At 61.4% G+C, this 22992-nt stretch carries 22 protein-coding genes; 11 read left to right on the forward strand and 11 right to left on the reverse strand.

Features of this window, described 5'->3' with window-relative positions; genetic code table 11:
• Position 1 precedes the first annotated feature (1 nt).
• The 3 genes from rsmB to def all read right to left on the reverse strand — a co-directional run bounded on the left by rsmB (position 2) and on the right by def (position 2838).
• A complete protein-coding gene (gene rsmB, locus BFP95_RS12340) occupies positions 2-1312 on the reverse strand; it encodes a 16S rRNA (cytosine(967)-C(5))-methyltransferase RsmB (RefSeq protein ID WP_065910176.1) in 1311 nt (436 codons plus the stop codon).
• A complete protein-coding gene (fmt, locus tag BFP95_RS12345; RefSeq protein ID WP_065880346.1) occupies positions 1309-2262 on the reverse strand; it encodes a methionyl-tRNA formyltransferase in 954 nt (317 codons plus the stop codon). The genes rsmB and fmt overlap by 4 nt, the downstream gene beginning before the upstream one ends.
• A gap of 69 nt (positions 2263-2331) precedes the next feature.
• Positions 2332-2838: a peptide deformylase gene (gene def / locus BFP95_RS12350; protein WP_049710796.1), complete on the reverse strand. Its 507-nt coding sequence runs from the start codon at positions 2836-2838 to the stop codon at positions 2332-2334.
• A gap of 135 nt (positions 2839-2973) precedes the next feature.
• Between def and BFP95_RS12355 the strand changes: the two genes are divergently transcribed.
• The 3 genes from BFP95_RS12355 (at position 2974) to BFP95_RS12365 (ending at position 5520) form a co-directional block, all read left to right on the forward strand.
• Entirely contained in the window at positions 2974-3750 is a 777-nt protein-coding gene (locus BFP95_RS12355; RefSeq protein WP_065910178.1) for a peptidoglycan-binding protein, read from the forward strand.
• A gap of 63 nt (positions 3751-3813) precedes the next feature.
• Positions 3814-4908: a DNA-processing protein DprA gene (gene dprA / locus BFP95_RS12360; protein WP_065910180.1), complete on the forward strand. Its 1095-nt coding sequence runs from the start codon at positions 3814-3816 to the stop codon at positions 4906-4908.
• Positions 4909-4962: 54 nt separating this feature from the next.
• Positions 4963-5520 (forward strand): L-threonylcarbamoyladenylate synthase, encoded by a 558-nt coding sequence (locus BFP95_RS12365; protein ID WP_012721468.1) that lies wholly within the window; start codon positions 4963-4965, stop codon positions 5518-5520.
• 131 nt (positions 5521-5651) lie between these two features.
• Here the strand turns inward: BFP95_RS12365 and BFP95_RS12370 are convergent, their stop codons facing one another.
• Positions 5652-6629, reverse strand: a complete 978-nt coding sequence (locus tag BFP95_RS12370; protein WP_065910182.1) for an NADPH:quinone reductase — start codon at positions 6627-6629, stop codon at positions 5652-5654.
• A 159-nt stretch (positions 6630-6788) separates the two neighbouring features.
• Between BFP95_RS12370 and hemF the strand changes: the two genes are divergently transcribed.
• On the forward strand, positions 6789-7721 hold the full coding sequence (gene hemF / locus BFP95_RS12375; protein WP_065875594.1) for an oxygen-dependent coproporphyrinogen oxidase: 933 nt from the start codon (positions 6789-6791) through the stop codon (positions 7719-7721).
• Positions 7721-8545 (forward strand): shikimate dehydrogenase, encoded by an 825-nt coding sequence (aroE, locus tag BFP95_RS12380; RefSeq protein ID WP_065910186.1) that lies wholly within the window; start codon positions 7721-7723, stop codon positions 8543-8545. Before hemF ends, aroE begins: the two co-directional genes overlap by 1 nt.
• Positions 8546-8669: 124 nt before the next feature.
• Here the strand turns inward: aroE and BFP95_RS12385 are convergent, their stop codons facing one another.
• The 3 genes from BFP95_RS12385 to betC all read right to left on the reverse strand — a co-directional run bounded on the left by BFP95_RS12385 (position 8670) and on the right by betC (position 12785).
• A complete protein-coding gene (locus BFP95_RS12385) occupies positions 8670-10238 on the reverse strand; it encodes a SulP family inorganic anion transporter (protein ID WP_065875596.1) in 1569 nt (522 codons plus the stop codon).
• A gap of 99 nt (positions 10239-10337) precedes the next feature.
• Complete coding sequence (gene choX / locus BFP95_RS12390; protein ID WP_065875597.1) at positions 10338-11252, reverse strand: choline ABC transporter substrate-binding protein; 915 nt, start codon at positions 11250-11252, stop codon at positions 10338-10340.
• Between the two features lie 18 nt (positions 11253-11270).
• Complete coding sequence (gene betC / locus BFP95_RS12395; protein ID WP_065910188.1) at positions 11271-12785, reverse strand: choline-sulfatase; 1515 nt, start codon at positions 12783-12785, stop codon at positions 11271-11273.
• Between the two features lie 103 nt (positions 12786-12888).
• On the opposite strand from betC, the gene BFP95_RS12400 reads away from it, so the two are divergent.
• From BFP95_RS12400 to BFP95_RS12425, 6 genes are all read left to right on the forward strand, one after another.
• Complete coding sequence (locus BFP95_RS12400; RefSeq protein ID WP_065910190.1) at positions 12889-13839, forward strand: choline sulfate utilization transcriptional regulator; 951 nt, start codon at positions 12889-12891, stop codon at positions 13837-13839.
• Positions 13840-13870: 31 nt separating this feature from the next.
• Entirely contained in the window at positions 13871-14200 is a 330-nt protein-coding gene (locus tag BFP95_RS12405) for a DOPA 4,5-dioxygenase family protein (RefSeq protein WP_065875600.1), read from the forward strand.
• A 96-nt stretch (positions 14201-14296) separates the two neighbouring features.
• Complete coding sequence (locus BFP95_RS12410) at positions 14297-15256, forward strand: 2-dehydro-3-deoxygalactonokinase (protein WP_065910192.1); 960 nt, start codon at positions 14297-14299, stop codon at positions 15254-15256.
• A 1-nt stretch (position 15257) separates the two neighbouring features.
• Positions 15258-15878 carry a 2-dehydro-3-deoxy-6-phosphogalactonate aldolase gene (locus tag BFP95_RS12415; RefSeq protein WP_065875602.1) on the forward strand — a complete coding sequence of 207 codons (621 nt, stop codon included), beginning with the start codon at positions 15258-15260 and terminating at the stop codon, positions 15876-15878.
• Positions 15879-15926: 48 nt separating this feature from the next.
• Complete coding sequence (dgoD, locus tag BFP95_RS12420; protein ID WP_012721479.1) at positions 15927-17075, forward strand: galactonate dehydratase; 1149 nt, start codon at positions 15927-15929, stop codon at positions 17073-17075.
• A 114-nt stretch (positions 17076-17189) separates the two neighbouring features.
• A complete protein-coding gene (locus BFP95_RS12425) occupies positions 17190-18494 on the forward strand; it encodes an MFS transporter (RefSeq protein WP_065875603.1) in 1305 nt (434 codons plus the stop codon).
• A 37-nt stretch (positions 18495-18531) separates the two neighbouring features.
• Here the strand turns inward: BFP95_RS12425 and BFP95_RS12430 are convergent, their stop codons facing one another.
• The 4 genes from BFP95_RS12430 to trpB all read right to left on the reverse strand — a co-directional run bounded on the left by BFP95_RS12430 (position 18532) and on the right by trpB (position 22990).
• Complete coding sequence (locus tag BFP95_RS12430) at positions 18532-20190, reverse strand: BBE domain-containing protein (RefSeq protein ID WP_065875604.1); 1659 nt, start codon at positions 20188-20190, stop codon at positions 18532-18534.
• A 172-nt stretch (positions 20191-20362) separates the two neighbouring features.
• Complete coding sequence (locus BFP95_RS12435) at positions 20363-20803, reverse strand: anti-virulence regulator CigR family protein (RefSeq protein WP_065875605.1); 441 nt, start codon at positions 20801-20803, stop codon at positions 20363-20365.
• Between the two features lie 136 nt (positions 20804-20939).
• Positions 20940-21749 (reverse strand): tryptophan synthase subunit alpha, encoded by an 810-nt coding sequence (gene trpA / locus BFP95_RS12440; protein ID WP_065875606.1) that lies wholly within the window; start codon positions 21747-21749, stop codon positions 20940-20942.
• Positions 21749-22990 (reverse strand): tryptophan synthase subunit beta, encoded by a 1242-nt coding sequence (gene trpB, locus BFP95_RS12445; protein WP_065875607.1) that lies wholly within the window; start codon positions 22988-22990, stop codon positions 21749-21751. Before trpB ends, trpA begins: the two co-directional genes overlap by 1 nt.
• Positions 22991-22992 lie beyond the last annotated feature (2 nt).

Below are 22992 nucleotides of genomic sequence, written 5' to 3' on the forward strand. Positions count from 1 at the left end.
TTCAGCCGCGCGCGGCGGCAATCTTGATCAGTTTGGCGTAGTAGAAGCCATCGTGTCCGCCTTCTTGCGCCAGCAGTTGGCGACCGTGGGGCTGCTTGATGCCGGCGGTTGTGGCGAGATCCAGCTCCCGAGCACCACTGGTGCGGGCGATGAAGGCTTCGATCACCTCGGTATTTTCAGTCGGCAAGGTGGAGCACGTGGCGTAGAGCAGGATGCCGCCGACTTCCAGGGTCGGCCACAGCGCGTCGAGCAGCTCGCCTTGCAGCACGGCCAGGGCGGCAATGTCGTCGGGTTGGCGGGTGAGCTTGATGTCTGGGTGGCGGCGGATCACACCGGTGGCGGAGCACGGTGCATCGAGCAGAATGCGCTGGAACGGTTTGCCGTCCCACCAGGTGGCGGTGTCACGGCCATCGGCGGCGATCAGCTCGGCGCTGAGGCCCAGGCGTGCAAGGTTTTCCCGCACGCGCACCAGGCGCTTGGCTTCGAGGTCGACAGCGACGACACCGGCGAGGTCTGTTTCGACTTCCAGAATGTGACAGGTCTTACCGCCAGGTGCGCAGCAGGCGTCGAGCACGCGTTGGCCGGGCGCCAGGTCGAGCAGGTCGGCAGCCAATTGTGCGGCTTCATCCTGCACGCTGATCCAGCCTTCTACAAAGCCCGGCAGGCTGCGCACATCGGCGGCCGCTTCGAGCACGATGCCGTCGACGCTGTACACGCACGGCGTAGCGTTGATGCCAGCGTCGGTGAGCAATTGCAGGTAGGCGTCGCGGCTGTGATGACGACGATTGACCCGCAGGATCATCGGCGGGTGCGCATTGTTGGCTGCGCAAATGGCTTCCCATTGCTCAGGCCAGAACGCCTTCAACGATTTTTGCAGCCAGCGCGGATGGGCGGTGCGCACCACCGGGTCATGTTCCAGTTCGGCCAGCAGCGCTTCACTCTCGCGCTGGGCGCGGCGCAGCACGGCGTTGAGCAAGGCCTTGGCCCAGGGCTTTTTCAGCTTGTCGGCGCAACCGACCGTCTCGCCGATGGCGGCGTGAGCGGGTACGCGGGTGTAGAGCAACTGATAGAGGCCCACCAGCAGCAGCGCCTCGACGTCGGCATCCGCAGCTTTGAACGGCTTTTGCAGCAACTTGGCGGCCAGTGCCGACAAGCGTGGCTGCCAACGAGCAGTGCCAAAGGCCAGGTCCTGGGTGAAGCCGCGATCACGGTCTTCAACCTTATCCATCTGCGTGGGCAGCGAACTGTTCAGCGATGCCTTGCCGTTGAGCACGGCGGCAAGGGCCTTGGCGGCGGCCAGACGCGGGTTCATTGGGCGACCACCCCGAGAACAGTGCCCAGGGCAAACTTCTCACGACGGCTGTTGAACAAATCGCTGAAATTAAGCGCCTTGCCACCGGGCAATTGCAGACGGGTCAGGCACAGCGCCTGTTCGCCACAAGCGACCAACAGGCCGTCCTTGCTGGCGCCGATGATTTCACCCGGCGCGCCTGTGCCCTCGGCCAGGGTCGCGGCCAGTACTTTCAAGGCTTCGCCGTTGAGGGTGCTGTGGCAGATCGGCCACGGGTTGAAGGCGCGTACCAGGCGTTCCAGCTCCACGGCCGGGCGCCTCCAGTCGATGCGCGCTTCGTCTTTGTTCAGCTTGTGGGCGTAGGTGGCCAGGCTGTCGTCCTGCACGTCGCCTTCCAGGGTGCCGGCAGCCAGGCCGGCGATGGCCTGGATTACGGCGGGCGGGCCCAGCTCGGCAAGGCGATCGTGCAGGCTGCCGCCGGTGTCTTGGGCGGTGATCGGGGTGGTGACTTTCAGCAGCATCGGGCCGGTGTCCAGACCCGCCTCCATGCGCATTACGGTTACGCCGCTTTCGCTGTCACCCGCCTCCACCGCGCGCTGGATCGGCGCCGCGCCGCGCCAGCGCGGCAGCAGCGACGCATGGCTGTTGATGCAACCCAGGCGCGGAATATCCAGCACCACTTGCGGCAGGATCAAGCCGTAGGCCACCACCACCAGCAGGTCCGGCTTCAGGGCCGCCAACTCGGCCTGAGCCTCGGTGTTACGCAGGGTTGGCGGCTGCAGCACGGGAATGTTGTGTTCCAGCGCCAGTTGCTTGACCGGGCTCGGCATCAGTTTTTGCCCACGACCGGCCGGGCGATCCGGCTGGGTGTACACCGCGACGATGTCATAAGGGCTGGCAAGCAGTGCCTTCAGGTGTTCGGCCGCGAATTCAGGAGTGCCGGCAAAAACAATGCGCAGTGGCTCGGTCATGGGTGGTCTCGGTTAAAAGCAGTCACAAAAGAAAAAGGCTTGCCGCAGCAAGCCTTTGGAAGGAGGGCATCAAGCTTGCTGGCGATGCTTTTTTTCCAGCTTCTTCTTGATCCGGTCGCGCTTGAGCGTCGACAGGTAATCGACAAACAGCTTGCCGTTGAGGTGGTCGCACTCGTGCTGGATGCACACCGCCAGCAGGCCTTCGGCGATCAGCTCGAACGGCTTGCCGTCGCGGTCCAGGGCCTTGATCTTCACGCGCAGCGGTCGCTCGACGTTCTCATAGAACTCCGGCACCGACAGGCAGCCTTCCTGGTATTCGCCCATCTCTTCGGTCAGCGGTTCGAACTCGGGGTTGATGTACACCCGCGGCTCGCTGCGGTCTTCCGACAGGTCCATGACCACGACACGCAAATGCACGTTGACCTGGGTCGCGGCGAGGCCGATGCCCGGGGCTTCATACATTGTTTCAAACATGTCATCGACCAACTGACGAACCTTGTCGTCCACTACGGCCACCGGCTTGGCGACAGTGCGCAGGCGCGAGTCGGGGAATTCGAGGATGTTCAAAATAGCCATAAGCGTAATTGCTGCACATGTGAGGTAGAGGCAAATCGGCGTTGGGATGGACCCAGACCGCCGGTGTGAAACACCCAAAAGCCGCGAAGGCTCTGGCATTTCACGCGAACGCACATAATAAAGGAGATTCACCCCATGAGGAAATCGCTACTCGTCTTGCTGTTGTGGGCCCCGTTCGCCATGGCCCTGGTGCCGCCGCCCGTGCAGCGGCTGGATCAGCCGACGCAACAGGCTATCCAGCGCTTTTTACTGCATAACCGCATTCTTGATTCGCCTCGAGACCTGGACAACGCGCCGTACATCGTTGCCGCCGATGCTGGCCGAGTGCTGGGTGCCAATGGCGAGCGGGTATATGCCAGGGGCGACTTGGAGCCTTCCCAGCCGAATTACGGAATATTCCGACGAGGCAAGGTTTACACCGACCCGGTGACTAAAGAGCTGTTGGGCGTTAACGCCGACGACATTGGTACTGCGCGATTTGTCGTGGCGGGCGACCTTACTACCCTGACCGTACAGCGCGTCACGCAGGAGGTGCGCGCCGGAGACCGCTTGCTGCGTGCACAACCACCTATCGACCCGACAACCCTTGCGACCGCGCCCACCGTGCCCTTTGTTGAAGGACACATCATCGATATCCCCAAGGGTGTTACGCACATCAGCGTGCTCGACGCGGTGACCCTCAACAAAGGCCGACGCGATGGTCTGGTCGAAGGCCAACTGCTCAGCGTGATCAAGACCGGCGCCACCGTCCGCGACAGCCTCACTGGCGCGCCGACGCAACTCCCTGATGAACGCGCCGGCACCCTGCTGGTGTTTCGCACCTACGAAAAGCTCAGTTACGGCCTGGTGCTCAGTGCTTCACGGCCGCTGGCGGTAATGGACCGTTTCAAGACTGCCCATCAAACACAATAAATAGCCTGCTAAATAAGTTACCAACAGAGTTATCCACAGCTTGTTCCGGTCAAGGACGATCACATGCATCCCATAAACAACCGCGAAGTATCCCCGTCAGAACTGGAAGCCCGACTACGCTTGCACAGGCTGCCGGAACTGGGTCCGAAGCGTTTTCGCTTACTGATCGAAGCGTTCGGCTCGGCGTCAAAGGCCATCAGCGCGCCTGCGAGTGCCTGGCGTTCGCTGGGGTTGCCAGCCATCAGCGCCGATGCCCGGCGCAGTCATGAGATCCGCGACGGCGCCAGTGCGGCATTGGCCTGGCTGGCGTTCCCGACCCAGCATTTGCTGATGTGGGACCAACCGGAGTACCCCGCTCTGCTCGCCGAGATTGACGATGCGCCGCCGCTTTTATTCGTCGCCGGTGACCCTTCAATCCTGGAAAGACCGCAACTGGCGATGGTCGGAAGTCGTCGCGCTTCTCGTCCTGGTATGGACACCGCCGCTGCGTTTTCGCGCAGTCTGGCGAGCGCCGGTTTTGTCATCACCAGTGGCCTTGCATTAGGCATCGACGGCGCAGCCCATCAAGCGGCATTGGATGTGGGCGGTCAGACAATCGGCGTACTCGGCACTGGGCTCGAAAATTTTTATCCACAACGCCACAGACGGCTCGCGGAGGCGATGATTGACCAGGGCAGCGCCGTGGTTTCCGAGTTTCCACTGGACGCACCGCCCCAGGCCAGCAACTTCCCCAGGCGTAACCGGATCATCAGTGGTTTGTCCCTGGGCGTACTGGTGGTGGAAGCCAGCATGGCCAGTGGTTCGCTGATCACCGCGAAGCTGGCCGCCGAGCAGGGGCGTGAGGTGTATGCGATCCCGGGCTCCATCCATCATCCCGGCGCCAAGGGCTGTCATCAGTTGATCCGCGACGGCGCTGTGCTGGTGGAGACCATCGAGCACATCCTTGAAGGTTTGCGTGGCTGGCAAGCGCTGTCGCGCCCGGCGCCGATGCCTGTCATCCATCCGCTGGTGGCGCTGTTGCACGCAGCACCCCAGACCAGTGAGGCCTTGGTGATTGCCAGCGGGCGCCCGTTGTCCCAGGTGCTGGCGACGCTGACCGAGTTGGAGCTGGAAGGTCAGGTTATCTGTGAAAATGGGCGCTGGCTTGCGCGCTGCTAGGTTTTGTAAAGAAGATCGGTAAACTGCGCAGAGCTTTAGTCTGGAGAGTAAACAATGGTCAACCGGTGGCGTGTGCTGGAAACCGCACGAGAAATTCGCGCAGGCGCGGTGATTGCCTATCCGACCGAAGCGGTCTGGGGCTTGGGCTGCGACCCGTGGAATGAAGAAGCAGTGGACCGTTTGCTCGCCATCAAGAACCGCTCGGTGGACAAGGGCCTGATCCTGGTGGCGGACAATATCCGCCAGTTCGACTTTCTGTTCGAAGACTTCCCGCAGGATTGGATCGATCGCATGGCCAGCACCTGGCCTGGCCCGAACACCTGGCTGGTGCCTCACCAGGGGTTGCTGCCGGAATGGGTAACAGGTGTGCACGACACCGTGGCGGTGCGGGTCACTGATCATCCGCTGGTGCGGGATTTGTGCTCGTTGGTGGGGCCGTTGATTTCCACCTCGGCCAACCCTCAGGGGCGCCCGGCTGCGCGCACACGGATTCGCGTGGAGCAGTATTTCCGTGGGCAGGTGGATCTGGTGTTGGGTGGTGCGTTGGGTGGGCGCAAGAACCCGAGCCTGATTCGGGATTTGGTGACGGGTGAGGTGGTGCGGCCTTCCTGAGACCGAGTCATGGCCATCGCGGGCAAGCCCGGCTCCCACAGTTGATCGGTGTCCTTCATGACAACGCGGTCAAATGTGGGAGCCGGGCTTGCCCGCGATGAGGCCCTTACAGACTCCAGATATCCATAGCCTTATGGCAGGAGAATGGTCGACCCAGTAGTCCGCCGCCCCGACAACGCCGTCTGTGCCTTCGCCGCATCCGCCAGCGCATACCGCTGGTTGATATCAATACGCACCTTGCCGCTCTTGATCATCGAGAACAGGTCATCAGCCATCTCCTGCAAGTTCTGCGGATTATTGGCATAGGTCGCCAAGGTAGGCCGGGTGACATACAGCGAGCCCTTGGCCGACAGAATCCCCAGGTTCACCCCATCCACCGCGCCTGACGCGTTGCCGAAGCTCACCACCAGCCCGCGCGGCGCCACGCTGTCCAGCGAGGTCAGCCAAGTGTCCTTGCCGACGCCGTCGTACACCACCGGCACTTTTTTGCCGTCGGTCAATTCCAGCACGCGCTGTGCGACGTTTTCCTTGCTGTAGTCGATGGTTTCCCAGGCGCCGAGGGATTTGGCCAGTGCGGCCTTTTCCGGCGAACTGACGGTACCGATCAACTTCACGCCCAGGGCCTTGGCCCATTGGCAGGCCAGCGAGCCCACGCCACCGGCAGCGGCGTGGAACAGGATGGTTTCACCGGCTTTCACTTCATAGGTCTGGCGCAGCAGGTACTGTACGGTCAGGCCCTTGAGCATGGCGCCGGCCGCTTGTTCGAAGCTGATCTCGTCCGGCAGGTGCACCAGGTGGGCGGCGGGCAGCACGTGCAATTGGCTGTAGGCACCCAACGGACCACTGCCGTAGGCCACACGGTCGCCGACCTTGAATTGGGTGACTTCGCTGCCGACCGCGTCGACCACGCCGGCGCCTTCTGCGCCCAAGCCCGATGGCAGGGCTGGCGGCGCGTACAGACCACTGCGGAAATAGGTGTCGATGAAGTTCAGGCCGATCGCCTCGTTACGTACGCGAACCTGCTGCGGGCCAGGCTCCGCTGGCGTGTAGTCGACATACTCAAGCACTTCGGGGCCGCCATGGGCACTGAACTGGATACGTTTTGCCATCTGCCTTCTCCTTGGTTCGAACTCGCGTAGCCGCCTATCGAACTCCTAAGCTTGATCTTCGTCAACTGCGACGCAATGGGGTGCGGTGTTATCCTGTGCGCCCATTTGCCGCCGACGCCCAATGGCTTCGCGTAGCTTTGCCCGATTCAAGGTGATGCCATGACTACCCGCACCGAGGCCGTAAAAGCCTACCTGCTTGACCTGCAAGACCGCATTTGCAGCGCCCTGGAAACCTTCGAGACGGACACTCGCTTTATCGAAGACGCCTGGACCCGGCCTGCGGGCGGCGGCGGTCGCACCCGTGTGATCGCAAACGGTTCGGTGATTGAAAAAGGCGGCGTTAACTTTTCCCACGTATTTGGCAGCGGTCTCCCACCGTCCGCGAGCGCGCATCGCCCAGAGTTGGCCGGTCGCGGCTTTGAGGCCCTGGGCGTGTCGCTGGTGATCCACCCGCATAATCCCCATGTGCCGACCTCTCATGCCAACGTGCGCTTTTTCATCGCCGAAAAAGAAGGCGAAGAGCCGGTGTGGTGGTTTGGCGGCGGCTTCGACCTCACGCCCTACTACGGTAACGAAGAAGACTGCATCCACTGGCACCGCGTGGCCGAGCAGGCCTGTGCGCCATTCGGCGCGGACGTGTATTCGCGCTACAAGGCTTGGTGCGACAGTTATTTTCATATCAAGCACCGCAACGAACCGCGTGGCATTGGCGGCCTGTTCTTCGATGACTTGAACGAGTGGGACTTCGACACCTGCTTCGCTTTCATCCGCGCCATCGGCGACGCTTTTATCGACGCCTACCTGCCGATCGTGCAACGGCGCAAGGCCATCGCGTACACCGAGCAACAGCGCGAATTCCAGGAATTCCGTCGCGGCCGCTACGTTGAATTCAACCTGGTCTACGACCGTGGCACCCTGTTCGGCCTGCAATCGGGCGGGCGCACTGAGTCGATCCTGATGTCGCTGCCGCCGCAAGTGCGCTGGAGCTATGACTGGAAGGCTGAGGCTGGCAGCGAAGAAGCGCGCCTTACCGATTACTTCCTGCAAGACCGCGATTGGCTGGGCATCGCTGCGCCCAAGGCGGCGGTCTGATGGATCGTTATGTGGTATTTGGCAACCCCATCGGCCACAGCAAATCGCCGCTGATCCACCGCATGTTCGCCGAGCAGACGGGCGAGCAACTGGACTACAGCACCTTGCTTGCGCCGCTTGCGGATTTCACCGGCTGCGCCCGTGAGTTTTTCCTACAAGGCCGTGGCGCCAATGTGACTGTGCCGTTCAAGGAAGACGCCTACCGCCTGGCCAACACCCTCACCGAGCGCGCCCAACGCGCTGGCGCGGTGAACACGTTGAGTAAACTCGCCGACGGCACCCTGCTCGGCGACAACACCGACGGTGCTGGCCTGGTGCGCGACCTCAAGGTCAACGCCGGGTTGACGTTGCAAGGCAAACGCATCCTGCTGCTGGGCGCCGGTGGGGCGGTGCGCGGCGCGCTGGAGCCGTTACTGGCCGAGCAGCCGGCTTCGCTGATCATCGCCAACCGAACGGTGGAAAAGGCGGAGTTGCTTGCCGAGTTGTTTGCCGATTTGGGCCCGGTGTCTGCCAGTGGGTTCGACTGGCTGCGTGAGCCGGTGGACGTGATCATCAACGCTACGTCGGCCAGCCTGTCAGGCGATGTACCGCCGATTGCTGGCAGCCTGATCGAGCCGGGTAAGACCTTTTGCTACGACCTGATGTATGCCAAGGAACCTACCCCGTTCTGCCGCTGGGCGACTGAACAAGGCGCAGCCGTGGCAATGGATGGGTTGGGCATGTTGGTGGAGCAAGCGGCCGAAGCTTTCTACCTGTGGCGCGGTGTGCGCCCGGAGTCGGCGCCGGTGTTGGCTGAGCTGCGCCGGCAGTTGGCTGCCAACTGATTTCACGCCCATGAAGATCTAATGTGGGAGCTGGCTGGCCTGCGATGGCGGTCCAGCAGATACAGATGTAATGGCTTATCCACCGCTATCGCAGGCAAGCCAGCTCCCACAGTTTTAACTGCGTTCAGTCTTCGAAATGGAGGGGGCAGTTTGCCGGTCCTTCCAGCTTCTTCAGTTCTTCCACCACCTGCGGCCTGGCCCGGCGCAATGTCAAACTTCGCCCCAACCCCTTCAACCTTCGCGCTTCCTGGTGCAGCATCTCCACCCCCGAATAATCGATAAAGTTGATCTGCTGCGCCTCAATCACCACCCGCTCGCCCTGCAAACTTTGCAGGCGTACCTGCAGATAATGGCTGGCGCCAAAAAAGATCGAGCCGCCCACCCGCAGCACATCTTCATCCCCGTCTCGCCATTGCTGAACCCGAGGTTGCGACGTGCGTTTGAGATAGAAAAACAGCGACGCCAATACCCCGGCGTAAATCGCCGTTTGCAGCTCCAGCAACAAGGTCGCCACGCACGTCAGGCTCATCACCACAAACTCAGCGCGACTGACGCGGAACAACGCGCGAATGCCGCGATGGTCCACCAAACCCCAGCAAATCAGCAGGATGCTCGCGGCCATGCTCGGGATTGGAATGTGCGCGATCAGCGCCGCACCCAACAACGCGAACAACGCCACCCACAGCGCGGAAAACACGCCGGCCAACGGCGAGCAGGCGCCCGCCTCATAGCTGAGGCCCGAGCGGGTAAAGGAGCCGGCCGACAGATAGCCGGAGAAAAATCCGCCAACGATATTGGATAAACCCTGCGCACGGACTTCCTGGTTGGCATCAAGCAATTGCTGTGAACGCGCCGACAGCGAGCGGGCAATCGACAGGCTGGTCACCAGCCCCAACATGCCCACCGCCACGGCGCTGGGCAGCAGGCGCAGGATCATGTCCAGGTCCATCGGCAACGGGCTGAACGGTGGCAGTTTGCCGATAAACGAACTGACCCGTGCCACATGTCCGAACAGGGCGGGCCACAGCCACGCCGCCAGGCTGCCGAGTGCCAGGGCGATCAACAGCGTCGGCCAGCGGGGCACCAGGTATTTGAGCAGTGCGCCGACCAGCAAAGTGCCTAGGCCAAGGGTGAGAGAGGCGTGGTCCCATTCTCCACCGTGATCCACAAGCGCCAGTAAACTCTTGATCGCCGTGGCCTGGCTCGGCAAATCCAGGCCCAGCAGGTTGGGCAACTGCCCCAGTGCGATCACGACCGCAGCACCCAGGGTGAAACCCAGCACCACCGAATGGGAGACGAAATTCACCAAAGTGCCAAAGCGCAGCATGCCGAGTAACCACTGAAACACCCCGGCAAGGAATGTCAGCAGCAGGATCAGCGTGATGTAGTCCTGTGACCCCGGCACGGCCAACGGACTGACGCTGGCGTAGAGCACAATGGAGATCGCCGCCGTGGGGCCGCAGATCAGGTGCCAGGATGAGCCCCAGAGGCAGGCGATCAATACTGGGATGATCGCGGCATACAGGCCGTACTCGGGTGGGAGACCCGCGATCAGCGCGTAGGCAATCGACTGCGGCAGCGCGAGCACGGCGCCGCTGAGACCGACGATTGCATCGCGTCCGACGCTGGCGCGGGTTTGGCGCGGGAGCCAGGCGAGGAAGGGGAAAAGTGTGTGGCGGTTGGGCCGGGGCATCGAAGGCTCGGGTAGAAAAGGTTTGGCTCAGGGTATCAGTACACACCGGATCTTGTGGAAGCTGGCAAGCCAGCTTCCACAAGGGATTGGTGTTGGGCTTTAGAGTTTGGCTTTTACCGCCGCCAACGCATCCTTGCCATCCAGGGTTTTTACGCCGTCCAGCCATTTATCCAGCACCGCCGGATTCGCCCTGATCCACGCTTTCGCCGCATCCGCATTGCTGACCTTGTTGTTGGCCACCTCAGCCATGATGCTGTTCTCCATCTCCTGGGTAAAACTCAGGTTGGTCAGCAATTTGCCTACGTTCGGACAGGCCTGTGCGTAACCCTTGCGGGTCAGGGTGTACACGCTGCCAGTGTCGCCAAAGTATTTCTCGCCGCCTTTGAGGTAGTGCATTTTCAATTGCACGTTCATCGGGTGTGGCGTCCAGCCAAGGAAGGTGACGAATTTCTGCTTCTTAACGGCCCGCGAGACTTCGGCAAGCATCGCCTGTTCGCTGGACTCCACCAGCTTCCACTGGCCGAGATCGAAGTCGTTCTTCTTGATGATCTCCTGCAGCGAGATATTCGCCGGCGCACCGGAGCCGATGCCATAGATTTTCTTGTCGAACTTGTCCGCAAACGTGTTCAGGTCGGCAAAGTCATGCACCCCGGCGTCCCATACGTAGTCGGGCACGGCGAGGGTGAACTCGGTGCCGTCGAGGTTTTTCGCCAGTTGCACCACATCGCCATTGGCCACGAATTTGTCGTAAAAGCCCTGCTGCGCCGGCATCCAATTGCCCAGGAACACATCCACCTGGCCGTCCTTGAGCCCACCAAAAGTGATTGGCACCGCGAGGGTGTCGACCTTGGCCTTATAGCCCATGCCCGTCAGCAAAAAACCGGTGATGGCATTGGTGGCGGCGATATCGCTCCAGCCCGGATCAGCCATCTTCACGGTCTCGCAACTGGCGTCCGCGTACACATTGGCGCTACTCAACACCAACATACCCAGCACTACAGTCAACTTTTGCATGGCCTTCCCTCAGTCTATTTATTGGTTTTGGCAGGGTTGTGGATAACGTGCCTTGCGCTCCAGGTCGTCGAGGTCGATGTGGTTGCGCATGTACTGCTGACTGGCGTCCACCCATGGCTGGTGATCCCAGCTCTTCAGCTTGCCTTGGGTCAGTGCTTCAAACACCAGGCGACGGCGACGTTGGCTGGCGAGCACCTGTTGGTGGATCGCCGGGATGTCCCATTTGGCCCGCGCCTCACTCAAAAACGCCTCGAACAGTGGCCGGTGTTCCGGTGACTGGCTGAGGTTTTCCCGCTCGTGCGGGTCGTTGTGTACATCGAACAGTAGACAAGGGTCGTCTTCGCTGTAGATGAATTTGTAGGCACCCCGGCGAATCATCATCAGCGGGCTGACAGTGCCTTCGGCCATGTATTCGCCAAACACTTCGTCGTGCCCGCCCTGCCCTTGCAAGTGCGGGACCAGCGAGCGGCCGTCCAGCGGCAGGCGCGGGTCAAGCTCGCCGCCGGCCAGTTCCACCAGCGTCGGCAGCAGGTCGGCGGTGGAGACGGCCTTGGTTACGCGGCCCGGCGCGAATTGCCCCGGCGCACTGACCAGCAGCGGCACGCGGGCGGCCATTTCAAACCAGTGCATTTTGTACCAGAGGCCGCGCTCGCCGAGCATGTCGCCGTGGTCGCCGGAGAAGATGATGACCGTGTCGTCAGCCAGGCCGGTGTCTTCCAGGGTTTGCAGAAGCTTGCCGACATTGTTGTCGATGTAGCTGCACGCGCCGAAGTAGGCACGGCGCGCATCACGAATCTTATCCACAGGCAGCGGCTTGTCCCACAGGTCGTAGACCTTGAGCAGGCGCTGGGAGTGCGGGTCGAGATCACCTTGCGCGGGCGTTGCAGGCAACGGGATGTCGGCGTCGTCGTACAGGTCCCAGAAAGGCTTGGGAATTGTGTACGGATCGTGTGGGTGCGTCATCGACACGGTCAGGCAGAACGGCTGGTCGCCGTCCTCGCGGATGTGGTCGAACAGGTATTGCTGCGCCTTGAACACCACTTCTTCGTCGAAATCCAGCTGGTTGGTGCGCACGCACGGGCCGGCTTGTAGCACCGAGGACATGTTGTGATACCAAGTCGGGCGTACGTCCGGCTCGTCCCAGTTCACCGCCCAACCGTAGTCGGCGGGGTAAATATCGCTGGTCAGGCGTTCTTCATAACCGTGCAGTTGGTCTGGCCCGCAGAAGTGCATCTTGCCCGACAACGCCGTGCGGTAGCCGAGGCGACGCAGGTAGTGGGCATAGGTCGGTACATCGGCGGGAAAATCGGCGGCGTTGTCGTAGGCGCCGATCTTGCTCGGCAACTGGCCGCTGACCAGCGTGAAGCGCGACGGCGCGCATAACGGGCTGTTGCAGTACGCCGCATCGAACACCACACCCTGTGCGGCGAGGCGGCTTAGATTAGGCAGCTTGATAGGCGAAGAACCGTAGAACGGAAGCAACGGCGCGGCCATTTGATCGGCCATGATAAAAAGAATGTTCTTGCGCTTCATGGGTTCTCGGCATTCCATAGGCGGTGTTTATGCGAATGAGCATGCAGCCCATGGAAATTGGGGTAAAGCCCATGAAAAGCAATGTCTAGGATAAGCACAGCTTATGTATGAAGCCCTCGGTGACGTGTCCCTCGATTTGCTGCGCGCCTTCGAAGCCGCAGCGCGCCACCGCAGCTTTACCGCCGCCGCGATGGAGCTGGGCACCACCCAACCGGCCATCAGCCAGCAGATCAAGCGCCTGGAAGAGCAACTGGCGATCCGTTTGTTTGATCGGATCTACCGGGGTATCGAACTGACCGACGCCGGTGCCCTGTTGTTCGAGCATGTGCAGGGCGGTTTACAGGCCATCAACGCGGGCCTCAGTGCGATTACCGAGCAGGATCAGCACGAGGTGCTGCAAGTGGCCACCGACTTCGCATTCGCCGCCTATTGGCTGATGCCGCGTTTGCATCGCTTTCACGCAGCCAACCCCCAGGTGGATGTGAGCCTGGTGACCAGCGAACGCAACCACGCCACCCTGCGCAGCGATATCGATGTGGCGGTGCTGTTTGGCGACGGGCGTTTCAAGCAGGGCGACAGCCTGTGGTTGTTCAACGAGGAAGTGTTCCCGGTGTGCAGCCCGCAGTGGCTGAAGAACCAGGCCACACCGCTGACTGTACAAAATTTGTACGATTTCCCCTTGCTGCACCTGCGCCAGGAAAATAACAGCCAGTGGTTCGACTGGAGCGGCGTGTTTCGCGAACTGGGCATCGCCACGGCGCCCACGCCCGGCCAACTGCGCTTCGACAACTACACGCTGCTGATCCAGGCCGCGATTGCCGGCCAGGGTCTGGCCATCGGTTGGCGCCATCTGGTGGATAACCTGTTGGAGCAGAACTGGCTGTGCCGACCGCTCAGCGACACCGTCATCTCGCGTTTCGGCTATTACGTGGTGCAGCCCCAACGCAAACGCCGGGGGCAGCTGGTGGAGCGGTTTGTCGACTGGCTGGTGGCCGAGCAGGCCAGCAGCGCGCAGTCGCTGACCGGGCTGGCCCTGCCGTCCATTGCGGTCTAGGATTTGGCGCACATTGGATCCGGAGTCGGTCATGCAACGTATCAAGGGCTATCACGCCCATATCTACTTTGACGCCAGCACCATTGAGCAGGCGCGCACCTTGTGCGAAGACGCCGCCAAGCTTTTCCCGCTGCGCATGGGCCGTGTGCACGAACGGCCCGTGGGCCCGCACCCGGACTGGAGCTGCCAGCTCGCGTTCGACGCCGAATACATTGGCGTGGTGTTGCCGTGGCTGGTCATCCATCGCAATGGGCTGGTGGTGTTCCTGCACCCGGATACCGGCGATGACCTGAAAGATCACACCGACTATGCCATCTGGATGGGGGCCATGCGGGAACTGAACTTGTCAGCTTTTTCTTAAATGCCATCCCTAAATATGGGATTGATATTTATATATTGAGACTTCCTCGCGCGTAGGTTTATATTCGCTGCATCCGCTCAGAACTCAGGTGAAGCGATGCAGGCGCAATTGATCGCGCTCGATTGGGGAACCAGTTCCCTTCGTGCTTATAAACTCGGCCCCGCAGGCGTAGTGCTGGAACAGCGCTCGCTGGCGTGGGGCATCATGCATTTGCCCAGCGAGCCCCGCGACATCGCCGGCGTGCGCTGCAGCGATGGCTTTGAGTTGGCGTTCGATGCGGCGTGCGGGGATTGGCTCGAGGCGCAACCCGGCCTCCCGGTGATCGCCTGTGGCATGGTCGGCAGCGCCCAGGGTTGGAGCGAAGCGGCTTACCGCAATACGCCGGTTGACGTTGCCCGCCTGGGCCAGGCGCTGCATAAGGTGCGCAGCTTGCGTGGGGTCGATGTGCATATCGTGCCCGGTGTAATCGAGCAGGTCGGTTTGCCTAACGTCATGCGCGGCGAAGAAACCCAAGTATTGGGCGTGCTGCAAGGGTTGGGCGCCGATGTATTGATCGGCCTGCCCGGCAGCCATTCCAAGTGGGTCGAGGTGGTCGATGGCTGCATCACTCACTTCGACACCTTCATGACCGGTGAGCTGTTTGCAGTACTGAGCAAGCACAGCATCCTCGGCCGTACCCAGCAACCGTCTGAAATATTCCAAGTCGAAGCGTTTGACCGAGGCGTGCAAGTGGCGCTCTCCAAAGACGGCCAGCGCGGCGTGCTGTCCACCTTGTTCAGCGCGCGCACCCTTGGGCTCACCGCCGAACTCGCCCCCGACGAACAGCCCGATTACCTCTCGGGTTTGCTCATCGGCCATGAACTCGCCGGCTTGCCCGGCAAGGCCAAACACACGCCGATCATTCTGGTCGGTGCCGCGCCACTCTGCGCCCGCTATCAACGCGCCCTGGCCCTCTGCGGCTTCGCCCACGTCAGCCTGGCGCAGGAAGCCAGCGAACGCGGCCTGTGGCAACTGGCAGTGGCGGCCGGGCTCACTCAACCTGTATCGGAGGCCTGACATGCTCAAGCAAGCACTCGCGCAAAACGGTTTGATCGCCATCCTGCGCGGTATCCGCCCGGACGAAGCCAAGGCCGTTGGCCAGGTGCTGTACGAGGCCGGATTTCGGGTGATCGAAGTCCCGCTGAATTCGCCCGACCCTTACACCAGCATCCGCACCCTGCGCGACAGCCTGCCCGCCGATTGCCTGATCGGTGCCGGTACGGTGTTGCTGCCTGAGCAGGTCGAGCAGGTGAAAGCCGCTGGTGGCCAGGTGATCGTGATGCCCCACAGCGATGCCAAGGTATTGCGCGCCGCCAAAGCAGCGGGCCTGTTCCTTTCACCGGGTGTAGCAACGCCCACCGAAGCCTTCGCCGCACTGGCCGAAGGTGCCGATGTGTTGAAGTTGTTTCCGGCCGAGCAAATGGGCCCGTCGGTGATCAAGGCGTGGCTGGCGGTATTGCCGGCAGGCACGTTGTTGCTGCCGGTGGGTGGCATCACCCCGGACAACATGCAGGTGTTTATCGACGCCGGCGCCAAAGGCTTCGGGCTGGGTTCCGGGTTGTTCAAACCGGGCATGACAGTGGATCAGGTAGCGAGCCGCGCCCAGGCGTATGTCGCCGCCTGGAAAGCCCTGAACTGAATTCAAGTTTCGCGCCCACAGGCGCCGCATCTATAAGAGAGATAACAGATGAAAATCACCAAACTGACGACCTTTATCGTCCCGCCGCGCTGGTGCTTCCTCAAGGTCGAGACCGACCAGGGTGTGACCGGCTGGGGTGAGCCCGTAGTCGAGGGCCGCGCCCACACCGTGGCGGCTGCCGTCGAAGAACTGTCCGACTACCTGATCGGCAAAGACCCACGCAACATCGAAGACATCTGGACCGTGCTCTATCGCGGGGGTTTCTACCGCGGCGGCGCCGTGCACATGAGCGCCCTCGCCGGTATCGACCAGGCGCTGTGGGACATCAAGGGCAAGGCTCTTGGCGTGTCGGTCAGCGACCTGCTCGGTGGCCAGGTACGTGACAAGATTCGCGTGTACTCGTGGATCGGCGGCGACCGCCCGGCCGACACCGCTCGTGCTGCCCAGGAAGCCGTGGCCCGTGGCTTCACTGCGGTGAAAATGAACGGTACCGAAGAATTGCAGTTCGTCGACAGCTTCGAAAAAGTCGACCTGGCTTTGGCCAACGTCGCCGCCGTGCGTGATGCGGTCGGCCCGAACGTCGGCATTGGCGTCGACTTCCATGGCCGGGTGCACAAGCCCATGGCCAAGGTGCTGATGAAAGAACTGGACCCGTACAAACTGATGTTTATCGAAGAGCCAGTGCTCAGCGAAAACTACGAAGCCCTCAAGGAGCTGGCACCGTTGACCAGCACCCCGATTGCCCTGGGCGAGCGCCTGTTCTCGCGCTGGGACTTCAAGCGCGTGCTCAGCGAAGGCTACGTCGACATCATCCAGCCGGACGCCTCCCACGCCGGCGGCATCACCGAAACCCGCAAGATCGCCAACATGGCCGAAGCCTACGACGTGGCCCTGGCCCTGCACTGCCCGCTGGGCCCGATTGCCTTGGCGGCTTGCCTGCAACTGGACGCGGTTTGCTACAACGCGTTTATCCAGGAACAAAGCCTGGGCATTCACTACAACGAGAGCAACGACTTGCTCGACTATGTGAAGGACCCGCGTGTATTTGATTACGACAAAGGCTTCGTGAAAATCCCTAACGGACCGGGCCTGGGTATCGAGATCAACGAGGAATACGTGATCGAACGCGCGGCCATCGGCCATCGCTGGCGCAACCCGATCTGGCGCCATGCCGACGGCAGCTTTGCCGAGTGGTGATAGTTCTCTGAAGAAACCCATTCAAAATGTGGGCGCTGGCGTGCCTGCTCCCACATTGACCGGGTTCTTTCAGCAAGATTTGTCCTCAATAAACATAAGAAGAGGCACCCCCTCATGCACCCTGAATCCTTCACCGGGCAGGCGTCTTTAGTCACGCCTACCAGAAAGCGTTTTTTCATCATGGTGCTGTTATTCATCACCGTGGTGATCAATTACCTCGACCGCAGCAACCTGTCGATCGCCGCCCCGGCGCTGACCAGTGAACTGGGGATCGACCCGGTGCACGTCGGCCTGATCTTCTCCGCCTTCGGCTGGACTTACGCCGCCATGCAAATCCCCGGTGGCTGGCTGGTCGATCGCGTGCCACCGCGCATCCTCTACACCGCAGCACTGCTGTTGTGGTCCATCGCCACCGTAATGCTCGGCTTCGCCGCCAGCTTTATCGCGTTGTTCGTGCTGCGCATGGCGGTGGGCGCGCTGGAAGCGCCGGCCTATCCGATCAACAGCCGTGTGGTCACCACCTGGTTTCCCGAGCGTGAGCGCGCCACGGCGATTGGCGTCTACACCTCGGGCCAGTTTGTCGGGCTGGCATTTCTCACGCCGGTACTGGCTTGGCTGCAGCATGCGTTTGGCTGGCACATGGTGTTTGTGGCGACCGGTGGCGTGGGGATTGTGTGGGCGGTGATCTGGTACGCGGTGTACCGCGAGCCCAAGGATTTCAAAGGCGCGAACGCTGCGGAAATCGAGCTGATCCGTGAAGGCGGCGGGCTGGTCGACATGCAGGAAAAAACCGTCAAGGCGCCGTTCAGTTGGGTCGACCTGGGCATCGTGTTGAGCAAGCGCAAACTCTGGGGGATCTACCTGGGGCAGTTCTGCCTCAACTCCACACTGTGGTTTTTCCTGACGTGGTTCCCGACCTATTTGGTGAAGTATCGCGGCATGGACTTCATCAAGTCCGGCCTGCTGGCATCGCTGCCGTTCCTTGCGGCGTTTGTCGGTGTGCTGTGTTCCGGGCTTTTTTCCGACTGGTTGATTCGTCGCGGCGCGTCGGTGGGTTTTGCACGCAAGCTGCCGATCATTGGCGGTTTGCTGATTTCCACGGCGATCATCGGCGCCAACTATGTGGACTCGACCGCGTGGGTGATTGCGTTCCTGGCGGTGGCGTTCTTTGGTAATGGCCTGGCGTCGATCACCTGGTCGCTGGTCTCGACTCTCGCGCCTGCACGGCTGCTGGGTTTGACCGGTGGTGTGTTCAACTTCATCGGCAACCTGTCGGCGATTGCCACGCCGATCGTGATTGGCTTTCTGGCCAGCGGTGATTCGTTTGCGCCAGCGATTACCTATATCGCGGTGCTGGCGTTGCTTGGGGCGCTGTCCTACATCTTGCTGGTCGGCAAGGTCGAGCGGATCGAGTTGTAAAAAAAAGGGCGACCTCGCGGTCGCCCTCTGCCCTGGGTCATGGCACAGACATTTCGTTGCGGAACACATTCAGCGGGTCCCAGCGCTGTTTGGTGCGGCGCAGGCGGCTTTCGATCATGAGGTCAGGGAAGAAGATCTTGTACCACTGCGGGTTCAGGCCCTTGCTTGGGTCGCCGCCAATAAACAGCATGTCGCGGTCCGGGTAATTGATGTAGCACCCCTGGAATTGGGCATTGACCGGAACGCCACTGTCATTGGCGAAGGCTGCGAAAAACAACCCTTGGATCCACTTCTCATGTGCTTGATCCGCCGCGATCTCTTCATCACGCCAATAGCACTGTGGTTGCCACTTCAAGTACGACGAGCGCTGCGCGACTGATGATTCACGGCGGACTGCGGCGCTGGCTTCATTGATCTGCCCACCGAACGACTGGATCTGGATCAGGCTTTGAGTCAGAAATTTCTCAGAATCATTCCACGTCAGCGTGTCCCAGATCGCCTGCAGCACCGTTGGGGTGAACACGCCTGTCTGGTAAGCCGACTTATACCGGCCACGCTGGTTGGGCCCGGACCCGTTGAGTGTCTGCTGGCAATGCAGCCAATCCATTTGACGTGTGGCCGCCAGCGCCGTCGACAGTGAGTTGATCGTGCGCCCTGCCGGGTTGCTGCGTGGCAGGTGGGTCGTGGGTAGTTGGCTGAGGCATTCGGTGGCGGGAATGCCGATGGCATTGAGCATGGCGGTCACGAAATCATCGAAGGCTGCCCGATCATTCAGCCCGCCATCCTTGTCCACATAATGAACATCCAGGGTGACATTGCCGGTGTTCTGATGGCGCATTTCCAACTTGGTCGCCAGGCCCCAGGTGTCTGGGTGGGCTTGGTTGCGGGCAAACCAGTCCTGATAAGCCGTCAGCAGGTTGTCGAGCGCTGGCTTGGTCAGCAGCGACCAGTCCCACTCCATCACCAGCCACAGCACTTCATTGGGGGCGTCAGGCAAGTCTTCGAAGTAGTAGCTGGTGATAATCCCGAACTGCCCGCCGCCTGCGCCGCAGCACGCGGCAAACAGATCCAGCTCGTCCTGATCTGTGCTATTGCGGGCTACATGCACCGGTATCAGGCCGTCGCCTTGGGCGTTTGGCACGAGCATATCGACACCGCTCAACCAGTCGCACACCAAACCATCCTTGCGCGACAGCAACCCATAGCCGCCCCCGCAGATATGGCCTCCCAGCCCGACCGAGTAACACGAGCCGCCGGGCAGGCTCTTGTTAGCCAATTTGTACAGCGCTACGTAGGCGTCCCAGTTCTGGCCGCCCGCTTCCAGGCGAAAGCTGTAGCGATGAGGTGAGGTGGGTACCAGGTCGGAGCGGATCTGTCCGTTGGCGTCGTACAGCACTTGGTTGAGTTGGCTGATATCCAGAATCGACAGTGCCTCATTGATGCTGTTGGGCATCTTGTTCGACACGAAACCTTCATAGCAATGACCGCCGCTGCGCACGGTGATCCGGCCATTGGGCACCGCCAGCGCCTGAGCGGCTGCGGCGATGATGTCCTGCGGGGTGTAACAAAGGTAAATCAGGTCGGCGCCATTAGGTGCGGATTGACCCTGCACATTGCCCAGTGGCCAGCGCAGGTTGAAGCCTTTTTGTAAGGTTGAGTGGCGGCGGTCCGATGCGGTGATGAGATCAAATGCCATGTTGTACTCCGGGGAGCCAAAGATGACTTCTGATGCGAATAACTTAACGACCGAGAGGCAAGAAATACGTGGCTTGCAGAGGTGGTTAGACGGCAATAGGCATGAAGTGGGTTAAGAGGGGAACGGTGTGTTCCCCTCCAAGCCTAGCGGAAGAAATGCAGCTGTCGCGTGGTCAGTTCAACACGCCATCCAGGATTTCATAAACGACGCCCGTGCCCACGGCGATCAGCACCACATCCGGCCCGGAGCGGCGCCATTCGTAACCCGGGTACACCGGCAGGCGTGCCAGGGCACGGCCGTCAAGGCGTTCGCCGTAGTAGCCACGCGGCAACGGCTGGCCACGCACCAGGCGCACATTCGGCGGTGGCGGTGCGCCACGGGAGAACTGGCCGTGATTGTCGTGGATGATCTGCCGCACCGGGCCGAAATCCTGGGGTGGGCCGCCGCGACGGTTGTCCTGCGGGCCGCGATGCTCGTCGCCACGTTGTTCGTGCTGGCCTGGTGGACCGCCACGGTCAGGGCCGCCTTGGTCGTACGGCGCGGCCTGCACCAGGGCGCTGGCGCCGAGCACCAGCACGCCAAGGCCTGCAATCACGGATTTGGGCATTTTCATCGGGTATTCCTCAGGGCACACACACAAAAAAGGGATCTCGAACGAGGTTCGAAATCCCTTGGTCTTGCTGTTTAGGCTGTGCCCGAGCGGGTTGATTCCTCTGTATCAGGAACTTTACCTACTGGTTACGGGGCCTTTACTTACGGGCGTTACGTACGCCTTCCGACAGCGCCGCGCAGAGGCTCAACACGCCGTCGATGGCTTGTTGGTCATTGCTGGCATTGGCGATGTGATCGATCAGCGCCGAACCCACCACCACACCGTCCGCCAAGCGCGCGATCGCTGCGGCTTGTTCCGGGGTGCGGATACCGAAACCAATGCTGATCGGCAGGTCGGTATGCCGACGCAGGCGAGTCACGGCTTCTTCGACGTGCTCCAGGGTAGCGGCGCCAGCACCGGTCACACCGGCTACCGACACGTAGTACACAAAGCCGGAGCTGCCGTTGAGGACGGTCGGCAGGCGCACGTCATCGGTGGTCGGCGTGGTCAGGCGGATAAAGTCGATACCGGCGGCCTGGGCCGGGTCGCACAGTTCGCCGTTATGCTCAGGCGGCATGTCGACCACGATCAGGCCATCCACACCGGCTTCCTTGGCGTCGGCGATGAACTGCGGCACACCGTATTTGTGGATCGGGTTGAAGTAGCCCATCAACACCAGCGGCGTGTCATTGTTGTCCTTGCGGAACTCGCGGACCATTTGCAGGGTTTTCACCAGGTTCTGCTTGGCTTCCAGCGCACGGATGTTAGCCAACTGGATCGCCGGGCCGTCGGCCATCGGGTCGGTGAAGGGCATGCCCAGCTCGATCACGTCGGCGCCAGCGGCGGGCAAACCTTTGAGGATGGCCAGCGAGGTGTCATAGCCTGGGTCGCCGGCGGTAACGAAGGTCACCAGGGCGGCGCGGTTTTGTTCTTTGAGTTGGGCAAAGCGAGTTTGCAGGCGGCTCATCAGTGTTTCTCCTGCTTTGCATGCTCTTGTTGAGAAAGGTCCATATGGTGCATGACGGTCTGCATGTCTTTGTCGCCACGGCCGGACAGGTTGACCACCATCAAGTGATCCTTCGGCAGGGTCGGTGCGCGTTTGAACACTTCGGCCAGGGCGTGGGCGCTTTCCAGTGCAGGAATAATCCCTTCCAGGCGGCAGCATTTGTGGAATGCATCGAGGGCTTCATCGTCGGTCACCGAGGTGTACTGGACGCGGCCGATATCATGCAACCAGGCGTGTTCAGGGCCGATGCCAGGGTAGTCCAGGCCTGCAGAAATCGAGTGGGCGTCGATGATCTGGCCGTCGTCGTCCTGCAACAGGAAGGTGCGGTTGCCGTGCAGCACGCCCGGTACGCCGCCGTTGAGGCTGGCGGCATGCTTGCCGGTTTCGATGCCGTGGCCGGCGGCTTCCACGCCGATGATTTCGACGCTGGTGTCATCCAGGAACGGGTGGAACAGGCCCATGGCGTTGGAGCCACCGCCGATGCATGCGACCAGGCTGTCCGGCAGGCGGCCTTCCTGGGCTTGCAGTTGGGTGCGGGTTTCCTTGCCGATCACGGCCTGGAAGTCACGCACCATCGCCGGGTACGGGTGTGGGCCGGCCACGGTGCCGATCAGGTAGAAGGTGTCTTCAACGTTGGTCACCCAATCACGCAGGGCTTCGTTCATTGCGTCTTTCAGGGTGCCGGTGCCGGCCACCACCGGGATCACTTCCGCGCCCAGCAGCTTCATGCGGAACACGTTGGCCTGTTGGCGCTCGATGTCGGTGGTGCCCATGTAGATCACGCATTGCAGGCCAAAACGCGCGGCTACGGTGGCAGTGGCCACGCCGTGCATGCCGGCGCCGGTCTCGGCGATGATGCGTTTTTTACCCATGCGCCGCGCCAGGAGGATCTGGCCGATGCAGTTGTTGATCTTGTGCGCGCCGGTGTGGTTCAGCTCTTCGCGCTTGAGGTAGATCTTGGCGCCGCCGCAGAACTCGGTCAGGCGTTCGGCGAAATACAGTGGGCTCGGGCGCCCGACGTAGTCGCGCTGGAAGTAGGCCAATTCCTCATTGAATGCCGGATCAATCTTGGCCGCTTCGTATTCGCGGGCCAGGTCGAGGATCAACGGCATCAGGGTTTCAGCAACGTAACGGCCGCCGAACGCGCCAAACAGGCCGCTGGCGTCAGGGCCGTTGCGTAGATCGGTCTGGGACTGAGTCATGG

Origin of the sequence: Pseudomonas sp. 58 R 12, assembly GCF_900005865.1 — a bacterium.
GTDB lineage: Bacteria > Pseudomonadota > Gammaproteobacteria > Pseudomonadales > Pseudomonadaceae > Aquipseudomonas > Aquipseudomonas tritici.

Bases quoted from the DNA above. Each gene is read 5' to 3' on its own strand.
- rsmB (WP_065910176.1), bottom strand. From the start codon at position 1,312: ATGAACCCGCGTCTGGCCGCCGCCAAGGCCCTTGCCGCCGTGCTCAAC.
- fmt (WP_065880346.1), bottom strand. From the start codon at position 2,262: ATGACCGAGCCACTGCGCATTGTTTTTGCCGGCACTCCTGAATTCGCG.
- def (WP_049710796.1), bottom strand. From the start codon at position 2,838: ATGGCTATTTTGAACATCCTCGAATTCCCCGACTCGCGCCTGCGCACT.
- BFP95_RS12355 (WP_065910178.1), top strand. From the start codon at position 2,974: ATGAGGAAATCGCTACTCGTCTTGCTGTTGTGGGCCCCGTTCGCCATG.
- dprA (WP_065910180.1), top strand. From the start codon at position 3,814: ATGCATCCCATAAACAACCGCGAAGTATCCCCGTCAGAACTGGAAGCC.
- BFP95_RS12365 (WP_012721468.1), top strand. From the start codon at position 4,963: ATGGTCAACCGGTGGCGTGTGCTGGAAACCGCACGAGAAATTCGCGCA.
- BFP95_RS12370 (WP_065910182.1), bottom strand. From the start codon at position 6,629: ATGGCAAAACGTATCCAGTTCAGTGCCCATGGCGGCCCCGAAGTGCTT.
- hemF (WP_065875594.1), top strand. From the start codon at position 6,789: ATGACTACCCGCACCGAGGCCGTAAAAGCCTACCTGCTTGACCTGCAA.
- aroE (WP_065910186.1), top strand. From the start codon at position 7,721: ATGGATCGTTATGTGGTATTTGGCAACCCCATCGGCCACAGCAAATCG.
- BFP95_RS12385 (WP_065875596.1), bottom strand. From the start codon at position 10,238: ATGCCCCGGCCCAACCGCCACACACTTTTCCCCTTCCTCGCCTGGCTC.
- choX (WP_065875597.1), bottom strand. From the start codon at position 11,252: ATGCAAAAGTTGACTGTAGTGCTGGGTATGTTGGTGTTGAGTAGCGCC.
- betC (WP_065910188.1), bottom strand. From the start codon at position 12,785: ATGAAGCGCAAGAACATTCTTTTTATCATGGCCGATCAAATGGCCGCG.
- BFP95_RS12400 (WP_065910190.1), top strand. From the start codon at position 12,889: ATGTATGAAGCCCTCGGTGACGTGTCCCTCGATTTGCTGCGCGCCTTC.
- BFP95_RS12405 (WP_065875600.1), top strand. From the start codon at position 13,871: ATGCAACGTATCAAGGGCTATCACGCCCATATCTACTTTGACGCCAGC.
- BFP95_RS12410 (WP_065910192.1), top strand. From the start codon at position 14,297: ATGCAGGCGCAATTGATCGCGCTCGATTGGGGAACCAGTTCCCTTCGT.
- BFP95_RS12415 (WP_065875602.1), top strand. From the start codon at position 15,258: ATGCTCAAGCAAGCACTCGCGCAAAACGGTTTGATCGCCATCCTGCGC.
- dgoD (WP_012721479.1), top strand. From the start codon at position 15,927: ATGAAAATCACCAAACTGACGACCTTTATCGTCCCGCCGCGCTGGTGC.
- BFP95_RS12425 (WP_065875603.1), top strand. From the start codon at position 17,190: ATGCACCCTGAATCCTTCACCGGGCAGGCGTCTTTAGTCACGCCTACC.
- BFP95_RS12430 (WP_065875604.1), bottom strand. From the start codon at position 20,190: ATGGCATTTGATCTCATCACCGCATCGGACCGCCGCCACTCAACCTTA.
- BFP95_RS12435 (WP_065875605.1), bottom strand. From the start codon at position 20,803: ATGAAAATGCCCAAATCCGTGATTGCAGGCCTTGGCGTGCTGGTGCTC.
- trpA (WP_065875606.1), bottom strand. From the start codon at position 21,749: ATGAGCCGCCTGCAAACTCGCTTTGCCCAACTCAAAGAACAAAACCGC.
- trpB (WP_065875607.1), bottom strand. From the start codon at position 22,990: ATGACTCAGTCCCAGACCGATCTACGCAACGGCCCTGACGCCAGCGGC.